The organism is Pseudarthrobacter linnaei, assembly GCF_055412825.1.
This window is the reverse complement of the sequence record NZ_JBVAYX010000016.1, coordinates 1-16,299: the sequence shown is the minus strand read 5'-3', so window position 1 is coordinate 16,299 and position 16,299 is coordinate 1. Positions and strand designations below refer to the sequence as shown.

General features: G+C 62.1%; 14 protein-coding genes. 8 read left to right on the top strand and 6 right to left on the bottom strand.

What is annotated here, in order from left to right; translation table 11 throughout:
• The first annotated feature begins 9 nt into the window (after positions 1 to 9).
• The 4 genes from ACZYZ3_RS13845 to ACZYZ3_RS13830 all read left to right on the top strand — a co-directional run bounded on the left by ACZYZ3_RS13845 (position 10) and on the right by ACZYZ3_RS13830 (position 4,308).
• A complete protein-coding gene (locus tag ACZYZ3_RS13845) occupies positions 10 to 957 on the top strand; it encodes a hypothetical protein (RefSeq protein WP_463964393.1) in 948 nt (315 codons plus the stop codon).
• A 59-nt stretch (positions 958 to 1,016) separates the two neighbouring features.
• A complete protein-coding gene (locus ACZYZ3_RS13840; RefSeq protein ID WP_463964392.1) occupies positions 1,017 to 1,754 on the top strand; it encodes an ASCH domain-containing protein in 738 nt (245 codons plus the stop codon).
• A 280-nt stretch (positions 1,755 to 2,034) separates the two neighbouring features.
• Entirely contained in the window at positions 2,035 to 3,555 is a 1,521-nt protein-coding gene (locus ACZYZ3_RS13835; protein WP_463964391.1) for a competence protein CoiA, read from the top strand.
• A gap of 15 nt (positions 3,556 to 3,570) precedes the next feature.
• A complete protein-coding gene (locus ACZYZ3_RS13830) occupies positions 3,571 to 4,308 on the top strand; it encodes a uracil-DNA glycosylase (protein ID WP_463964390.1) in 738 nt (245 codons plus the stop codon).
• On the opposite strand, the gene ACZYZ3_RS13825 is transcribed toward ACZYZ3_RS13830, so the two are convergent.
• Entirely contained in the window at positions 4,295 to 4,972 is a 678-nt protein-coding gene (locus ACZYZ3_RS13825; protein WP_463964389.1) for an 8-oxoguanine DNA glycosylase OGG fold protein, read from the bottom strand. The two genes, ACZYZ3_RS13830 and ACZYZ3_RS13825, sit on opposite strands and share 14 nt — an antisense overlap.
• 204 nt (positions 4,973 to 5,176) lie before the next feature.
• Here ACZYZ3_RS13825 and ACZYZ3_RS13820 point away from each other — a divergent pair, with 204 nt between their 5' ends.
• From ACZYZ3_RS13820 to ACZYZ3_RS13810, 3 genes are all read left to right on the top strand, one after another.
• A complete protein-coding gene (locus ACZYZ3_RS13820; protein ID WP_463964388.1) occupies positions 5,177 to 7,159 on the top strand; it encodes a site-specific DNA-methyltransferase in 1,983 nt (660 codons plus the stop codon).
• Positions 7,156 to 9,750, top strand: a complete 2,595-nt coding sequence (locus ACZYZ3_RS13815; protein ID WP_463964387.1) for a DEAD/DEAH box helicase — start codon at positions 7,156 to 7,158, stop codon at positions 9,748 to 9,750. The genes ACZYZ3_RS13820 and ACZYZ3_RS13815 overlap by 4 nt, the downstream gene beginning before the upstream one ends.
• Before the next feature lie 374 nt (positions 9,751 to 10,124).
• Positions 10,125 to 10,838 carry a TIGR02391 family protein gene (locus ACZYZ3_RS13810; protein WP_463964386.1) on the top strand — a complete coding sequence of 238 codons (714 nt, stop codon included), beginning with the start codon at positions 10,125 to 10,127 and terminating at the stop codon, positions 10,836 to 10,838.
• A 416-nt stretch (positions 10,839 to 11,254) separates the two neighbouring features.
• Here ACZYZ3_RS13810 and ACZYZ3_RS13805 read toward each other — a convergent pair whose 3' ends face one another.
• From ACZYZ3_RS13805 to ACZYZ3_RS13785, 5 genes are all read right to left on the bottom strand, one after another.
• The gene (locus tag ACZYZ3_RS13805) at positions 11,255 to 11,629 is read right to left on the bottom strand and encodes a hypothetical protein (protein ID WP_463964385.1); all 375 of its coding nucleotides are present in this window, start codon (positions 11,627 to 11,629) and stop codon (positions 11,255 to 11,257) included.
• Positions 11,626 to 11,961 (bottom strand): hypothetical protein, encoded by a 336-nt coding sequence (locus tag ACZYZ3_RS13800; RefSeq protein ID WP_463964384.1) that lies wholly within the window; start codon positions 11,959 to 11,961, stop codon positions 11,626 to 11,628. Before ACZYZ3_RS13800 ends, ACZYZ3_RS13805 begins: the two co-directional genes overlap by 4 nt.
• Positions 11,962 to 12,042: 81 nt before the next feature.
• A complete protein-coding gene (locus ACZYZ3_RS13795) occupies positions 12,043 to 13,341 on the bottom strand; it encodes a Y-family DNA polymerase (protein WP_463964383.1) in 1,299 nt (432 codons plus the stop codon).
• A gap of 47 nt (positions 13,342 to 13,388) precedes the next feature.
• On the bottom strand, positions 13,389 to 13,820 hold the full coding sequence (locus ACZYZ3_RS13790; protein ID WP_463964382.1) for a LexA family protein: 432 nt from the start codon (positions 13,818 to 13,820) through the stop codon (positions 13,389 to 13,391).
• A 1,176-nt stretch (positions 13,821 to 14,996) separates the two neighbouring features.
• Positions 14,997 to 15,458 carry a hypothetical protein gene (locus ACZYZ3_RS13785; protein ID WP_463964381.1) on the bottom strand — a complete coding sequence of 154 codons (462 nt, stop codon included), beginning with the start codon at positions 15,456 to 15,458 and terminating at the stop codon, positions 14,997 to 14,999.
• A gap of 294 nt (positions 15,459 to 15,752) precedes the next feature.
• On the opposite strand from ACZYZ3_RS13785, the gene ACZYZ3_RS13780 reads away from it, so the two are divergent.
• Positions 15,753 to 16,277 carry a DNA-binding protein gene (locus tag ACZYZ3_RS13780; protein ID WP_463964380.1) on the top strand — a complete coding sequence of 175 codons (525 nt, stop codon included), beginning with the start codon at positions 15,753 to 15,755 and terminating at the stop codon, positions 16,275 to 16,277.
• The last annotated feature ends 22 nt before the right edge of the window (positions 16,278 to 16,299 follow it).

The window sequence follows — 16,299 nt, the reverse complement described above, 5'->3', positions numbered from 1 at the left end:
GAGAAGATATTGAACGAGACAGCCGCGCAGCAGAAGTCAGTGAACTTGGCCAGCATTATGGCTCGCCTGAGCACCATTTCACAAGGCGACGTGATTTCCTTAGGTGCGGTGAACATCGTCGGGGTGGGACACAGTGCAGCGTGGCATTCCACCGCGGAACATGAAGGCCTCATCGAGCGCGAACCCGGTGAGGAAGTATGGTCCCTGAGCATCGAAAGCGATGTGGGATGGTACGTGGTGATAACGCAAGACTGCGATATCGCCCGCGACCCCCACACGGAGCCCTGCCTAGTTGTCTGTCCCGTCAAATACGTTCCAGCCGGGGAATGGCAAGCCCTCGCTTCTGGCCCTAGGTCACCGCGGTATTTCCCTCTACCGGATGGAAAGTTCCCTGGAATGGACGGAAAGCTCCCTATCGCCGACCTCAGATTCCTGACTAGCGTAGACAAGACAGCTTTGCTTCACCCCAGCGTCAAGGTTCTTCATCCGCTTTCCGCTCCGCAGAGGGCAAACTTCGGGCGCTGCATTGGTTCGCGCTACGCCAGGGTGCCGCACCCCGACAATCTGGAAAAGGATGTGCTGCCCAAGGCGGCTACCCTCATCCGCAAACTTGCTGAGCAGTATGCTGCTGGCAACAAAAGTGATCCGGAAGTCCGGCTGGTTGGTGCCGCACGGGGCTGGTACCTGGGCGGCAACGATAAGCGCGTTGTCTTCATCCCGATGATCACCGAGGCAACGGCCAAGGTAGCAGGACTCTGGGACAACGGTACCGGGGACTTCAACCAGGCCAGCGTCCAAGCTGCAACGAAACGCCTTGCCGGCAAACTCCGCTCGTCGCTGCCGCCCGGCGCAGGATACGCCTGCTCAGTGGAACCCCGTACCCTGCACTCAACCTCGGCCGCAGATCTCCTGGAATGGTCAGAATGGATCGTCGAGGAAGTCAGAGATACGCTCTGACGTCGTTCCCTCAGACTTCAAGCATCCCACCGCGACTGTCCCGGTTCCAAGGAAATGGGATGGGGCAGAATGACCCCATGGATCTATTTGAGTCGGAGCTACGCGTCATTACTGCGGCGGAAGAATTGGCCGCGACTCTTGGTGGCGACAAGAACCATACGGTCGCAGCGGCAGCCATGGATACCAACGGGGTCATTCATAGGGCAGTGAACGTCTATCACTTCACGGGTGGGCCTTGTGCTGAGTTCGTTGTGATCGGCACAGCTGCTACGGCCGGCGCGGGGCCCCTTGTCACCATGGCCGCTGCCGGCGATCGAGGACGGGGCCTCATCCCGCCGTGCGGAAGATGCCGCCAGGCAATGCTGGACCTTCACCCTGACGTGATGGTCGCAGTGCCCGGCGCCGGGGGGCCTCAGCTCCGGCCCGTCCGGAAGTTGCTGCCGGACACCTACTTCTTTCCCGACGCTGATGCTCGACGACTATTGCGGTTTAACAAGCGCTATTACGATGACGTGGCCGGCGGCATCAAAACGACCACCGTTCGCCATGATGACCCGGTATCCGTGGGACCGGCCTTGTTTGTATTCGAAGACGATGCAGAGCATCGCACGCTGGATGGGATTGTCACGGACGTAGCGCACTACCGGCTCGATCAGATGACGGCGGAACAGGCTCACCTTGCCCCCGGAGCTCCTATTGATGCATTCCGCGAGGGCTTACGGAGTCACTACCCGGATCTGCCCGGTGAAGCGGAGGTATCCGTTGTGACGTTCGATTTGGTGCCACACCACTCCTGACTGCGGCAGTGTGAACTTCCCCCGCGGGAGTGTCCCGTTTCTAAGGAAATGGAACATCTGGGGGGTGCCCGCAGGTCGTTGTCAATAATTGGCCCGTTGTCGGTCACAGCTGTATTCAAGGGCCAAAACGTGTCTGGACTTGACCAGCATTTGCCCACTCATGCGCCGTGAATGCGCCATATGCGTGAACATGGGCAGATTGTGCCCACACTCTGGTCACGATTGTCAGTGTCTGTGGCTAGGGTGATTCAAATGCATGTGGGCAGTAAAAGGGGGGCCAATGCCGCTGGTGGCGTTTCTTGACGGGGAACGAATCGAATCTTACCTAGCCACGGATGAGCACTGGGATCTGGTGAAGAGCGTGTACAAGAGCCGGTCCTTGCTCATGCGGTGCGGGGTACTGGGAATCCCGCGCACGTCCCGGCGCGGCCTCAAGCACTTCGCTCACAAGGCCGGCGTGCAGTGCGGCCTCACCGATTGTTGGAGTGAGTCCCCGCAACATCGCATGATCAAAACCCTGATCGCACAGGCCGCCACAGACGCGGGCTGGCAGGTGAGGGTCGAGTGCAGTGCAGAGGGACGGGCGTGGACGGCGGATGTCCTGGCCGAGCTCGATGGCAGGCGCATGGCGTTGGAGGTTCAGTGGTCGCGCCAGGACGCCGGTGAGTTTAGGCGCCGACAGGAGCGCTACGCCGCTGACGGCGTTGAGTGCTTCTGGTACGTCCACCGGCGAAACAGGGACGAGGCGAGGCGCTCCGGCGTGCCCCATATCGTGTTCGAGGGCGACGATGCTCCGTTTGATGTCCTGGCAGAGAAAGCATTCCAGCAGGCCGCGGCGACCAGTCTTCACGCACATGTTACCGCTCTCCTGCTGGGGTTGTACTTAGACCGGATCCAAGCGCGGATAACTTCGGTGGCGATTCAGTATCTGACCGACAGCTGCTGGGCCTGCAAACGGCCATCGACAATCTGGAAGATAAGCGCAGCGTCCCTCCGGTCCCGCTGCCAAGAGACAACTGATGCCACTCGGACAGACTTTCCTGTTTGGCCAACCGAACGCATCGAGACTCTGATTGCTGGCGACGTCGCAGCGTCTCTAGTGAAAAGGAACATTCCGCCGCTGGCTCCGTTGCGGATGCATCACTCGAAGAAGGCAGGGAAGACCTACTTGGCCTACGGTTGCGCGCATTGCAGAGCCGGCTTCTTCGGTGATGGATTCCTGGCGCTGGAGAACCGCTGGAAGTCCGTGACCATACCGGCGACGGCGCGCATTCCCCTAGCTGATGACATCCTCACCCAAGTCCACCTGTGTGCCGACAAGGGCTTCGGACCATGCAGTCAGGACCTGTCCGAGAGCCGGCAGCCAACGTTTGACGGGTACATTCCCAGCCAACATCAGCGCCGGCGCCTGTCACACCCCGACTCAGTAGACGTTGCACTGGTAGGGACGGAAATCTCCGCAAGAGACGCAGTGGCCATCATGACCGGCCACCGGTATCTGGACCACGGGGAACCGACGTCCAGTTCCTGGTCCTCAGCCAGGAAGAAGGAAAAGCCGAAACCAGCCGAGATCGCCTCCTGCGATTGGTGCAGCAGACAACCGCACCCTCAGTACGAGTGCCTTTGGCGCCAGCTCAGGGCGAAAGCAAACGTAAGCCCTGGCTCCGTTCATTACTCAGACGGCCTCTACGACAGGATCTCCAAAGGAGCGGCCCCTGAATACGAGGGCACGGCGATGATGACAAGATTCCTTGAACGGTGCGTACCGATTCCACGCGGCCGGACCGGTGGCAGCAGATAGAGAACGGCAGGCAGCGTGAAAGACAGATCCACAGTCATATGGAACAAGCATGCCTACAACGCAGGAACCTTGCTTAGCCGGCATCACCTCCCCCACGTCCTCCAGCACCGGCAAGAGACCAGATACGAAGGCGTTGTTGGCCCCCTCAACAAATGGGTCGACGACATCCGGGTTTCCACAAAGGAAAGCGTCCCTTACTTCGACCCGCGAGCTGCGACAGAGGGGGCCGATGTGCTGGTTCTGCTCCAGGACCCGTCCGGAGAAGCGCAACTCGGTTCAGGATTCATCAGCCGGGACAACAATGACCCAACGGCCCATAACTCCACGCTCGCTGCCGAAGCCGGCGGCCTCCCGTACTCCAGGTCCCTGCACTGGAATGTAGTCCCCTGGTGGGTTGCAAATCCAGCTTTTGCACCACGGAGTTTGGCTGCTGAAGCGCGCAGGGCCGCTCCCCTTCTGGCCGAGCTGATGGACTTGCTGGAGTCCCGACCCAAGGTGGTTCTCCTTCTCGGCAAGCAGGCGCAAACTGCTTGGTCCCAGCTGCTGCTCGGGGCTTCTCCTGAGCTCAAAAGCCTGCCTGTTATCACCGCTCCCCACCCGAGTCCGCTCGCCTATAACAAGACCGATGCACTCACGGGCAAACCAAACAGAGAACTGTTACGGGAGGCGTTCGCTGGGGCGGCAGCGATGTCCGGCCCGAAGGCTGTCTGCGGTCAAGAGCTTAGGCCCGGCTCCGCGCTCAGTCCCGCCTGAAGATGAGCTGTTCGACCTGCTCGGGTTCAAGGCTCAGTTCGACTGCCCATTCCGCCATGCATTCGGTGTATCGGCGGTAGCTACTGGTGCTGTGCCAGGTAAGCCACAGGGGGCCGATCTCTTGGCAGTGGTTCTTGAACCATCCAGCGACGATGCTGTCCATGATCGGGGTGGTAGCCACCTGGTCTGAAGCCTTCGTAGCGAAGCTGATGAACTTTGTCGCGAAGGCCGGTCCCCACTGAGCGAAGAACTTCCTGTCGGCTCTTCGTTTGTCCACGACGTGCTCAAACGCGGCGGTCCCGCCATCGGCCATCGCGATCTGAGAAAGGGTGTGCAGTTCGACCGCGAAGTTCTTTCCCTTTTCAGGGTCCGTGTTCAGACGGATTACCCGCTCAGCACGGTACGGGCCAAAGCCGGCCCTAGCGTAGCCCCAGAGGTAGCTGGCGATGTATGCGTCGAGAGCCGAGTCGGGGTCATGGACGAGCTTGAACGTCTCTAGGACGCCAGCGCGGTCACTGGGATTCGGAAGAGCTTCCAAAATGCTGCTGTTGCCGAGGTACTTTTGCCAGTTCTTCTTCTCCCACTCGAAGGCCTCCTGCGATGGACGGCCCTTCGCGTCCCACTTCTGGTATCTTCTTCGCAGGTCATCGGGCACAGCTGGCATGGCGAATCTCCCCCAGGTATATGGTCCACTTACCTTCGCATATTCCGCCCGGGTTTCCGGTTCGCGGATATGAGTGGTGATGACTTCGGCGCCGGCTCTGTGCCACGGACGAAGCTGAAAGACCGCGATTGACCGGTGCCCTACTCATTTGCTGATAGAACTAAGGCTGGGTGCCCGTGCCCGCGGCGATTTTCAAGGAGTGTCATGTCCAAAAGCATGTTCGAGGTCTACTTGAACGAGGTGACGGACGAAGGGCTCCGAGCAAGGCTCAAGGCCGAATTCGAGCGCACCACGAAGACGTTCGGGCTGGTCTTTGAACGGCACTCCCCAGAAGGCATCCGGATGCCCCAGGCCCAGGTCCGCCGCGGCCGCACTGTCATCCGCGAAGCCGACGGCACATTTCACAAAGTCCGTGCCATCAGCGGCGACACAGTGACTCTCGCAGACGAGCGCGGAAACGTGATCGAAGAGAAGGTCGCCAACGTGACCGCTGCACGGCAGTTCGGGGAAGTGGTCTTCCCGGGTCTGAAGGCCGTGGGCTCCGTGCGAACCGGCAACCCGGAGTCTCCCGCCCATGTGGTGATCAACGGAGAGAACTTCCACGCCCTCGAAATGCTCGGTTACACCCACCGCGAATCGGTGGATCTGATCTATATCGACCCGCCATACAACACGGGCAATAAGACCTGGCAGTACAACGACCACTACGTGGCTGAGCAAGACAGCTTCAGGCACTCGAAGTGGCTGAGCTTCATGGAACGCCGGCTGACGCTGGCGAAGAAGCTACTCAAGCCCACGGGCGTCATCATCGTGGCCATCGGCGACGAGGAGCACCACCGGCTACGGATGCTCATGGATCAGGTGTTCGGGGACAACAATTTCCTTGCCAACATCATCTGGCAGGGAAGTGGAAAGAATGATGCCCGATACACTGCCGGTGGCGTCGACTACATGCTGGCGTACTCCAGAAGCGAGAGTGCCCTGACCGAAGCAGACACCCGTTGGCTGGAGTCCAAAACCGGGATCGAGCTTTCCGAAGAAGCAGCGGCCGCTGCGTGGGCGCAGGCCGATGGTGACACGCGGCTTGCGACAAGTCTGTTCAGGTCTGGTCTGAGGAAATATAAAGGACAGCTTGAACCGGCGGTCTTCCGATATGACCAGATAGACGAGAATGGCCTGGCCTATCGCGCCGACAACTTGACGAGTCCTAACCCTCGCCCGACACTTCGATATGACGTATCGCATCCGGTTTCGGGAGCGCCGGTAAAAGCGCCTGCAAATGGCTGGCGTTACTCACGCGACGCAATGGACAGACTGATCGGAGAAGGGAAAATCCTCTTCGGCCCAGACGAAAAGACTGCGCCAAGCTTCAAGCGATACCTCCGGGACCATGGCTTCCAAGTTCCTTACCCGGTCTTCACCCAAGCTCGGATGCCTGGCTCAAAGCGCCTCGAAACGATCCTTGGAAACAAACGATTCCCTAATCCCAAAGACCCTGAGGTCTTGATGCGCTGGTTCCGCATGGTTGCCCCCAAGGATGCGGTCATCTTGGACTTTTTCGGAGGATCAGGCACGACCGCCGAGGCAGTCATCCGACTGAACGCCGAGGACCAAGGCACCCGCCAGTGCATCCTGGTCACCAACAACGAACTCGCAGCCAAAGACGACGCTCTCTTGCGCAAAGCCGGCCATGAACCAGGCTCCGCCGAGTACGAGGCCCAGGGCGTGTTCCACAACGTCACCAAGCCGCGCGTCGAGACAGTTGTCACAGGTGTGCGCCAGGACGGCTCTAACTACTCTGACGGTCTGCCAGCCAACGTGGAGTTCCTGGATCTCACCTACCTGGAGGAGAGCCGTGTTCACGCAGGTTTGGAGTACGAACGCCTTGCGCCATTGTTCTGGCTGAAGTCCGGCGCCATCGGCCCCGTGGTTCAGCGAACCACGGCCACCGACGCCTATGAATGGAACGAAGAGTCTTCGATGGCTGTCCTGTTCAATGCCGGCAAAGCCGCAGAATTGGCTGAGCTCTTGGCCATCAAGCCGAATCAGGTCAAGCACGTTTTCATCATCACTGACTCGCCCGAACAGGGCGACCTGGCCGGGGAGGCGTTCGGCGACGAGATCACCGTTGAGCCCATCTATGGCTCGTATCTTGGCGCCTTCCAGATCAACCGGAGCGATTCGTGAACTTCACCCTTGCCGACTACCAGGCCGACGTGGTTGAGGAAACTCTCAACGAAATTAGCATCGCCGCCCAACGGCTCCGGTCCAATAGTGAGCGCAAGACCGCGATCGGTATCAGTGCTCCTACCGGCGCCGGTAAGACTGTGATTGCCTCGGCCGTTCTGGAGGGGTTGTTCTTCGGAACGGAGGACTTCGATCCGCGGCCGGAAACCACCGTCCTGTGGCTGACGGATGACGGGGAGCTCAACGAGCAGTCCCGCAAGAAGATCCGGGCATCCTCGGACCGGATCAACATGAACATGCTCCGGACCGTCGAAGCGGACTTCGACCAGGCTGAGTTCAGCCCCGGGCTTGTCTATTTCCTGAACGTCCAAAAGCTCGGAACCGGCGCTACGCGCCATATCCAGACCGGTGACGGGCGCAGGTATTCCTTGTGGGAGACCATCGGAAACACCATCAAGCAACGCGGCAGTGGCTTCATCGTCCTGGTCGATGAGGCCCACCGGGGAGCAACAGATCGGAGCCGGCCGACGATTTTGCGCCGAATCCTCGATGGGTCGATCATCGAAGTGCCGGGTGGCAACGACACTTTCCGTACGATCGTGAACCCGCCGGCGCCCATCGTGATTGGCCTTTCAGCAACGCCGAAGAAATTTGAGGAGGCCATGCGCGGTGCCTCCGGTCGTTCCCTGGTGCAAGTAGTGGCCGATCTCCAGAAGGTGCGTGCCTCCGGCCTCATCAAGGAACGCATCAACGTCAGCTACGCGGTGGACGACCAGCCCAGCGATGACACCCTGATTCGCCAGGCCGTAGCTGACCTGGACCGGTCCAACCGGCAATGGCAGGAGTGGGCCCGCGCCACCGGCGCTTCGTCCTATCCGGTGCCGCTCCTGGCCATCCAGGTTCCGGACCTTACGTCGGCCGCCAAGATCGGCGAGATCGTCCAGACACTCACCGACGCCTCCGACGCCTTTGATGACGCTGACTCTGTAGCTCACGCATTTGGTGTTCGTGCCCCGATCACGACGACCACCTGGTTGAGCGGGGTGGAGATGCCCCGCGTGGTCCAGTACATCGCTCCGACCTCGATCTCACAGTCCGGGAACGTGCGTGCCGTGATCTTTATGCAGGCCCTGACCACCGGCTGGGACTGCCCGAGGGCCGAAGTCATGGTGTCTCTGCGAACCGCGCAGGAACACACGCAGATCGCCCAGCTCATCGGTCGGATGGTCCGCAACCCGCTGGCCAAGAAAATCGAAGAGCCGGAATTCGATGACTTGAATGCAGTGGATCTTTACCTGCCGCACTTCAACAAGGTCGAAGTGGCACAGGTCGTGAAATCCTTCATGGATTCGGCGGACATCGAGGTTCCGGTGCAATTGAACCCCAAGCGGATGTCCCGAAACCCGGATGTGCCCGAAGCCGTCTGGGACGCCATCGGCGGGCTGACCCGGGAGCAAAAGCCGGTGCGCCGGTTCAGCTCGAACGTCAATCGCTTGGTGCGTCTCGGCACCCTGCTGGACAACTCCGACTTCGAGCACCCCGGCGGGTCTTCCTACACCCAGGAATCCCAAAACGTCGTCGTGGAGACCCTCGACTCTGTGTACGGCCAGAACAAGGTGGCCATCGACAAAGTTGCTGATTCGCTGCTCGAAGTGAGCTTTGAAATGGCCACCTTCGACCAGTACAGCGGTGCCAACACCGGGACCATTGCGCGCACTGCGGCCACGAGCCAGAAGAACCTGCGCCAGCTTCTCGAAGAAGCCAAACGACGGCTCCCCGACGCCGCCGCAGCCTGGTACAGCACGTCCTTGGTTATTGCCGGGGAACTGGCGTGGGATGAAGTAGTCGTACGGACTGTGGCCTTGGCACGGTCCGCCGAGGTCAGGGAAGCACTGGAGGCCCAGTGCGGGGCGCGTGTGGAATCCTGGCGCCGCAACACAGCCGGCTCGGTGGCACGCCTGAAGCCGACCCAGCGCCAGGAATTTGAAACCATTTTCGCACCCATCGGTTCGGCGCTGACCAGCAACCTCGGTATGCCCGAGACGACCTCGCAAAAGACGGAGAGCCTGAACAAGGAGACCGGCCTGGTCGAGGAGCTTCCGTTGTACGCGGGCCACCTCTACGCACTGCCCGAAACCAAACTGTTCCCCGATAACTTCACCGGATGGGAGGAGAGTGTTCTTGAAGCAGAGCAATCCTCTGGCACGCTGTTGGGCTGGTACCGGAACCCTGTCGGCGGCAGCCATGCACTGTCGGTGCACTATCTGGATTCCGAGGTCTCCAAAAACCTCTACCCGGACTTCTTGTTCTTCCACGATGACGGCGCGAATGGGGTAGTCGTCGACCTGGTCGACCCCCACAACCACTCTCTAGCTGACACCGCACCCAAGTGGGCTGCCTTGGCGCGGTACGTTCGGGAGCACGATGGGGATTTCCGCCGGGCGGCGATTGTCATCAAGGACTCTGCGGGAGTGTTGTTGGCGATCCAGTTGTCCGGTCAAACCGACGACATTCTGGAGAAAAGATTGTCGGAGGCAACATCCAAGGAAGCCATCGAGCAGCTGTTCCGGGAGCTTGGCGGAGCTTACTGACTCCACCAACGCCTGCTGGACCTCTCCATTTGAGTCCTACGACCGAGCACGCTGGCGGTAGGACGAGTCTCAGGCTGATGGGCAGGGGATTAGGGGAGGTCCGAGTGCTGTTCGGGCTTGTCAGGCAGAATGGCCACATGTGCGGCAGATACGTTATGTCCAAGGCCACTGGCGACCTTCTGAGCTACTTCGATGCCAAGAAGATGGAGGGAGCTCCGCCGGCGCCGAGCTGAAACGTGGCGCCAACGCAGAATGACCACCGGGGTCTGAGAGCCTTTGAAGCGGCGTTCAGAGGTATGTTGACACAAGCAATGGCCACCGCTCCGACAGTGGACCTGCGGTTGAGTGCGGCACCAGACACCTATCCTTGAGCTATGGATTTAAGCTGGGCGGAAAAGAAGCTCGAGGAATACCTTCGGTTATGTGAGCAGGTCCGAATTGCTGTCCCGCCCGGTGATTATTGGAACGACACCGCGACAAGATTTAATCAGCAGGCAGAACTGATGTTGCACACCGTAGAACGGATCGTCCGCAGGATGGATCCGTCGGACACGGAGAAGCTGCAACCTCCGGCCTACAGCGGCGGTGCTTCCAGGGGTGAAGAACGGGTGCGCAGAGCTTTGGGGGCGATCCGCGACCTCGAAGAAGTTGAAGTGCGAATGTCTCCGATGGCGCCGGGACTCGCCGCGGACAGATTGCATCCCGTCGTCTGGAAGTCCGCAGCCGTTACGTGGAGCACAGGACAGTATCGGGTAGCAATCGGTCAGGCATCCCTTGCATTGGCTACCCATATCAAAGCTAGAGCCAAGTCGAAACTGACCGACCGCAAGCTCGTCCAAGATGTGTTCAGCGCAGCGCCGCCAGGCGTCGGGCGGGTCAGACTCCATTTTCCCGGCGACAAAGACGAAGACACCTGGCGCTCCCGTCAGGAGGGGCTTCACTTGTTGGCTCAGGGAGCCTACGCGGGGATCCGCAACATATCTGCCCATGAAGACGAAGAATGGACTGAGCAGCAGGCGCTCGAGTATCTCGCCGTGCTGTCAGTCTGTGCCCGCTGGGCTGACGAAACAGAAATCGCGGAAGAGTAAGCGACGCCTGGACCGGCCGGCCGGCCGGCGTTCGTAGCTGCCGTCGGGTGCTTGGATCGTGCCGGTAGATTCCACCTGACCACCGTATGCCTTGCCGAATCTGGAGGCCCTCCAGAGCCTCGACTTCCGCGGCGTCGAGAAGGCCCGCAGCGTCTGCCCCGGTGGTTCGGGCCAGGTCGTCCAGGGATTTGAAGTTGACCCGGGCGAGGGTGATGGCCACCAGCTCCAGATAGGCGGTGCCGTTGCACTGTTCCAGGCCGTTCAGATATTTGAGCATGCGCCCTTCCAGGGCACCGGGGCCTTCGGATTCTTCCGCGGCGAGCCGCGTCAGTGTCAGGGCCGCCAGGTCCGGGCTGTCGTAGATGAGTCCCATGGACCAACGCTACGCACCCCGCCGGCGCGGTCAAGAGCCAGTGCTAGCGCCAGCGGTAGGATTCCAGCGCACGAACCAGGGGAGCGGGGGTACCTTTCAGGTGGTCAACGGGGCGGGAGCCGGCAAGATCCCTGGACGGCGTGACCATCCAGACAGTGAAGTAGTTATGCGGGATGTCCAGTTCCATCGCCCTCCGAAAAAGCTCAACGACCTGCGGGCGGAGCTGCCCGCCGGGGAGGAACTGGAAACCCGGACAGAAGGTCCCGTCTGCGATGAAGACGCGGACGAGCTGCCGCATGACCGGTTCGGGGTCTTCCATGAGCTCGGAGAGCCGGCGGCGCACCTGCTCGAGGGCCGGCAGGGTGAATTCCGCCCGGATCCCTGCCCACGTTTGATCGTTGATGGGTTGACCGTTCACTCTTCTTCCGTTGTTTCGTCGGCGTCGCTGATGCTTTCCAGAAGCCACTGGGTGGAGAGCGGTGCGCGGCGCAGAGTGACAGTCCGGAGGGAGGAATGAGTATTGGGGCGGACCTGTACCCGCCAGAACTCGATGCTGACCAGGTCGCCGCTACCGACGGCGGCTGTGCGCCGGGTGTCCCACCAGGCGTCGCGTCCGAACCAGTGCTGGGACTCGGTGTCGGGATCGACAAGCCAGATCCGTCCGTCGTGGCGGATGGCGAGTGGTATACCTGCCGGGTCCGTCCGGACCTGTAGCTCGTTGGTCTGGGTGGGGGCTTCGATGGTGGTCATGGGCGTGCGTTCTTTCGTGGTGCGGTCGTGCGGGTGCGGGTGCGGGTGTGGGTGCGGGTGCGGGTGAGGGTGCGTTTGGGGTTAGGCGGCTTTGACGAGGGGGAGTTCGTCCCAGTGGGTGGTGTAGCGGGGGGAGAGCATGTCCCGTTTCATGGTCCAGTCCGGCCCGCCCCGGATGCCGCCGTGGCCCAGTCCGATGGATCCGCGCCCGTACCGGCGGGTGATGTCTTCCAGAAGTGTGCCGACGTGGCGTTCCTCGTGCGGGTTTTCGAACAGGGACAGGGGCGCCTGATTGCCGCTGGGCCTCAGGTCGGTGACCATGATCCCGGCCCTGGCGTACCGGATGCCCTCGCAGATGCGGGGGAGAAGGGCGTGGGCGGCCCTGGTCAGGATCACCGGATCCGCGGTCGGCATCGGCAGCGGCGCGCAGACGGAGGGGTAGGAGGTGTCTTTCGGATTGAAGTGTGAGGTGCCGGCGAACGCGGTGAGAACTTTGGCCTGGAGTCCGTGTTTGGCCAGCCGCGCGGAGGCCTGCTGGCCGTAGACGCTCATGACCTGCCGGATCCCGGCGGCGGTGGTGATGGGGGTGGCGAAGGAGCGGGAGAAGATGAGCTGGTCCCGGCCGATGCGTTCTTCTTCCATGGGGATGCAGGGGGTTCCCTGGAGTTCCAGGACGGTGCGCATCATGACGACCGAGAACCGGTCCCGGATCATGACCGGATCGGCCCGGGACAGGTCAAGAATGGAGTGGATGCCCAGGGCGTTGAGGCGTTTGGTCAGCCGGGTGGCGACACCCCAGATCTCGATAACGGACAGGCGGCGCATCAGCGATTCCCTGTCGGCGGCGGGGACGGAGTCCCAGTGGCAGACCCCGTCGAAGTCCGGGTTGTTTTTGGCCCATTTGTTGGCCAGCTTCGCCAGGGTCTTCGTGGGGGCGATCCCGACGCAGACCGGAACGCCGACGTTGCGCCGGACGGTGGCCTTCATGTCCCGGCCCAGGGCCAGGAGTTCCTCCGGGGTGCCTTTGACGCCGAGGAACGCCTCGTCGATGCTGTAGACCTCGAGCCAGGCGGAGTACCGGCCAAGGAGTTCCATCACGCGGGCGCTGATGTCGCCGTACAGCTCGTAGTTACTCGAGAGAGCAACGAGGCCCCATTCCTTGGCGCGCGGGGCGAGTTTGAACCACGGCTCACCCATGGCGATGCCGAGGGCCTTGGCCTCAGGGGAGCGGGTGACGGCACAGCCATCGTTGTTCGAGAGGACGATGACGGGCCGGCACTCCAGGGACGGGGCGAATGCCCGCTCGGCTGAGGCGTAGAAGCAGTTCACATCAACGTGCGCGATCTGCGGCATATGCCGCATGAGAGCCGGCTTAGACATGGCGGACCCTTTGCCGGCAACGTTCCCGTTTAACGCAATAGCGCTCCTTAAACATGGTGCAGGCACCGCGTCGCGACGCCCCAGATGACCAGATCCGATAACGACGGCACCCGGATATCCGGGTAGGCCGGGTTCTCTGCCTGCAGCACGACGCCGGTGCCCGTGATCCGCAGCCGTTTGATGGTCAACTCTCCGTCGAGGACGGCAACGACCACGGCCCCGTCCACCGGTTCCAGGGCACGGTTGACGATCAGTTCGTCACCGTCGCTGATGCCGGCGCCGGCCATCGAGTCCCCGGACACCCGCACGACGTAGGTGCTGGTGATGTCCTTGATCAGGTGCTCGTTCAGGTCGATCCGGCCATCAAAGTAGTCCTGCGCCGGCGAGGGATACCCGGCCGCAACGGCGACCGGAGAGATCAGCACCGACAACAACGATGCACCCGCATCTATCACACGGGGACCAACAACAACGCCCACAACACACCTTTTATTCGAATATATGTTCGATTCATTAACCCTACATCGTGGCCACGACAAAGGAACTATCGAAGGTTTGGGCGATCCAAAGAGGGGACGGGTTGTACGCCAACGGGGACAGCCCTGAGCTGTGCGGAGGGCTCCGCCTGACCCCAGTGGGCACAACCTGGTGGGACCCTCGCTGCGGCTCTGCTTCACGCTCCTCGACGGCCTGCGCGCGCCACGCCGCGTGACAACCAAGGCACCTATGGTCCACCGGGCTCGCCCCGGAAAATCTGGTTGACGGGGGAAAAGAGTGCTCCTAGATTCTTAGTGTTCTACGTCCGTTTCTGGGCTGGTCATGCTTCACATTCATGCTGTTGCTGTTTCATTTGAGCGGCTACGCCGCCAGGATGCAGGAGGCCACGATGACGAAGACACCACTGGAAGATTTCCTCAACGAGTGCGTCGCCGCAGATCCTGGCGGGGATGGCCTCAGCGTGGAGGAACTGTATGGCTTGTACCTGAGCTGGTGCGGGCTCGAAGGGGTTGCACCCGTGGGTGGCAGGGCGTTCAGAGCCGGTTTACGCGCAGCCAATGTCCGCATTGAAAACCGTGGACGACGGTGCCCGGATCTGAGGATGACCGGACCGGCAGCGTGCGATTACCTTATCCACCGCGAACTCCCGCTCGCCGAGCTGGAAGCCCCTGCCGGACGTCCTCAGCCGACTCCACACCCGGTCCCTGAACGCGTCGCGCCGCTTCCCGGCCGCCCGAGCGGGGGAGTCCGGGGCGTCGTGCCGGCCGCCTGACGGAACCCGGCTCGGTCATCGACGCCCTCTCCGGGGTCGCGTCCGGTTTGATCGCCGCTGGCAGAAGCGCGGTAGTTGGAGGACGTATTAGGAAAAGCCTCCGCGCGAGTCCAGGACTCAAACGCGGAGGCTCCCGGCTCTCCAAGCTGGGGGGACTGGAGAGCCGATCTGAGTCTACTAGCAGTTGTGACGTCATGACCGCTGGCCGACGGGGGAGGCGCGATGTCACGTTTACCGGCGGGGAGGGCGGCCACGGGTTCGCCCCGTCTGCCATCCCGGAGCAGCATTGTCCAGGAGCTTGACCTTCACGGGGTCGAGGTCCCCGCGGCGCCGTTTGTACCGCTGGGCGTGGATCCACACCCCGAGGGTGTGTTCCCGTACTGAGTCATAGTCGTGGTGGCGTGGCCCAGTCGTTGCCCTCCTGCCGGAAATCCACGAGCTGGGCGAGACGGTGGTGCCACCTGGCTTCGTCCGCAGCTGCCCTGTGGTTGTCGGCCCATGCCGGAACCCGTGCGAGTCCGTCGCGGTAGGCCGGGTCAAGGGTGCCTTCGGCTGCTTCGCGCCGCCGCTCGGAGAGCCACCGGGCCATGGACCGTTCACCCCTGTTCTCCGAGTGGCCACGGGGGAGCCGGCCCTCGGCCGAGATCCGGGCGGTGACCTCCTCCATCCGGGCAAGGCTCCTGGGGGAGGGGCTGGTTCTGGCGCCCGCGGCTCCGTGGTGTTCGGTCTCAAGGTCAGGATCCCGGCGGCGGGCGATGACCAGGTGGTAGCCGACGGTGGCGGGATGCACGCGCACGAGCTGCGCGATGCGTTTCCGGCTCAGTCCGAGCCGTACATCAACACCCATTCCGCGTCAGGAGCGCGCCGCAACCGCCTGTCCATAATGGACCCCATCCTGCCACGGCGTCCGGGCAAACGTGGGGCCCCGGACGCGCGCCCGGGTCCGCCGGACCCGGTTACCGGGAGCGGCGGAAACGAGCAGCCGATGAGGCATTTCGGCCGGCGGTATTGCCATGGAGTAGTAGGAGTAGTAGTTTTGTTACTACTCCTACTACTACTTTTGAGGTTGTCGCCGTGGCGTTGAGTGTGAAAGACCGTGTGTTTGCTGCTGCGGAGCAGATCAGCGCTGAGCGCCGANGGTGTGAGCAACGCCGATGCCACCCGTTACCTGAAGGAGTGGGTCGAGGAGAAGCAGGCCGCGGGCGGGCAGGTTGCCGCGACGCCGGCGGCAGTGCTGGAACAGGCCGCGCGCCTGGCCGGGGCCTGCTGGGCCGAAGCGTCCGCCCTGGCCAATGAGCGGCACGCCGCCGCGGAAGCGCTCTGGGCGCAGGAGAAGAAGGACCTGGCGCTGGAGATCTCCGAACTCGTCGCTGACCTGGACAAAGCAGGCGCCGAGAAGGACGCGGCCGTCACCGAACTAACAGCCCGGATCACAGCGCTCGATACCCAGGCCGCGGCGCTGAAGGCGCAGCTGGAGCAGGCACGCACCGCCGAACAGCAGGCCAGCAACAGCGCAGCCGGCGCAGCTACCAGGCTCGCCGCGGCCGAGGCCCGGGCAGAGACGCTGCAAAAGGCGCACGACGCGCTCCTGCAGCGCATCGTGCCGGAAACCCCGGACAAGACCGCCCGGGCCAAGCGAACCAGTGGCGGCGGCCCCCAGCTCTGAACTGCGCGGGAGAGAGCCCTGC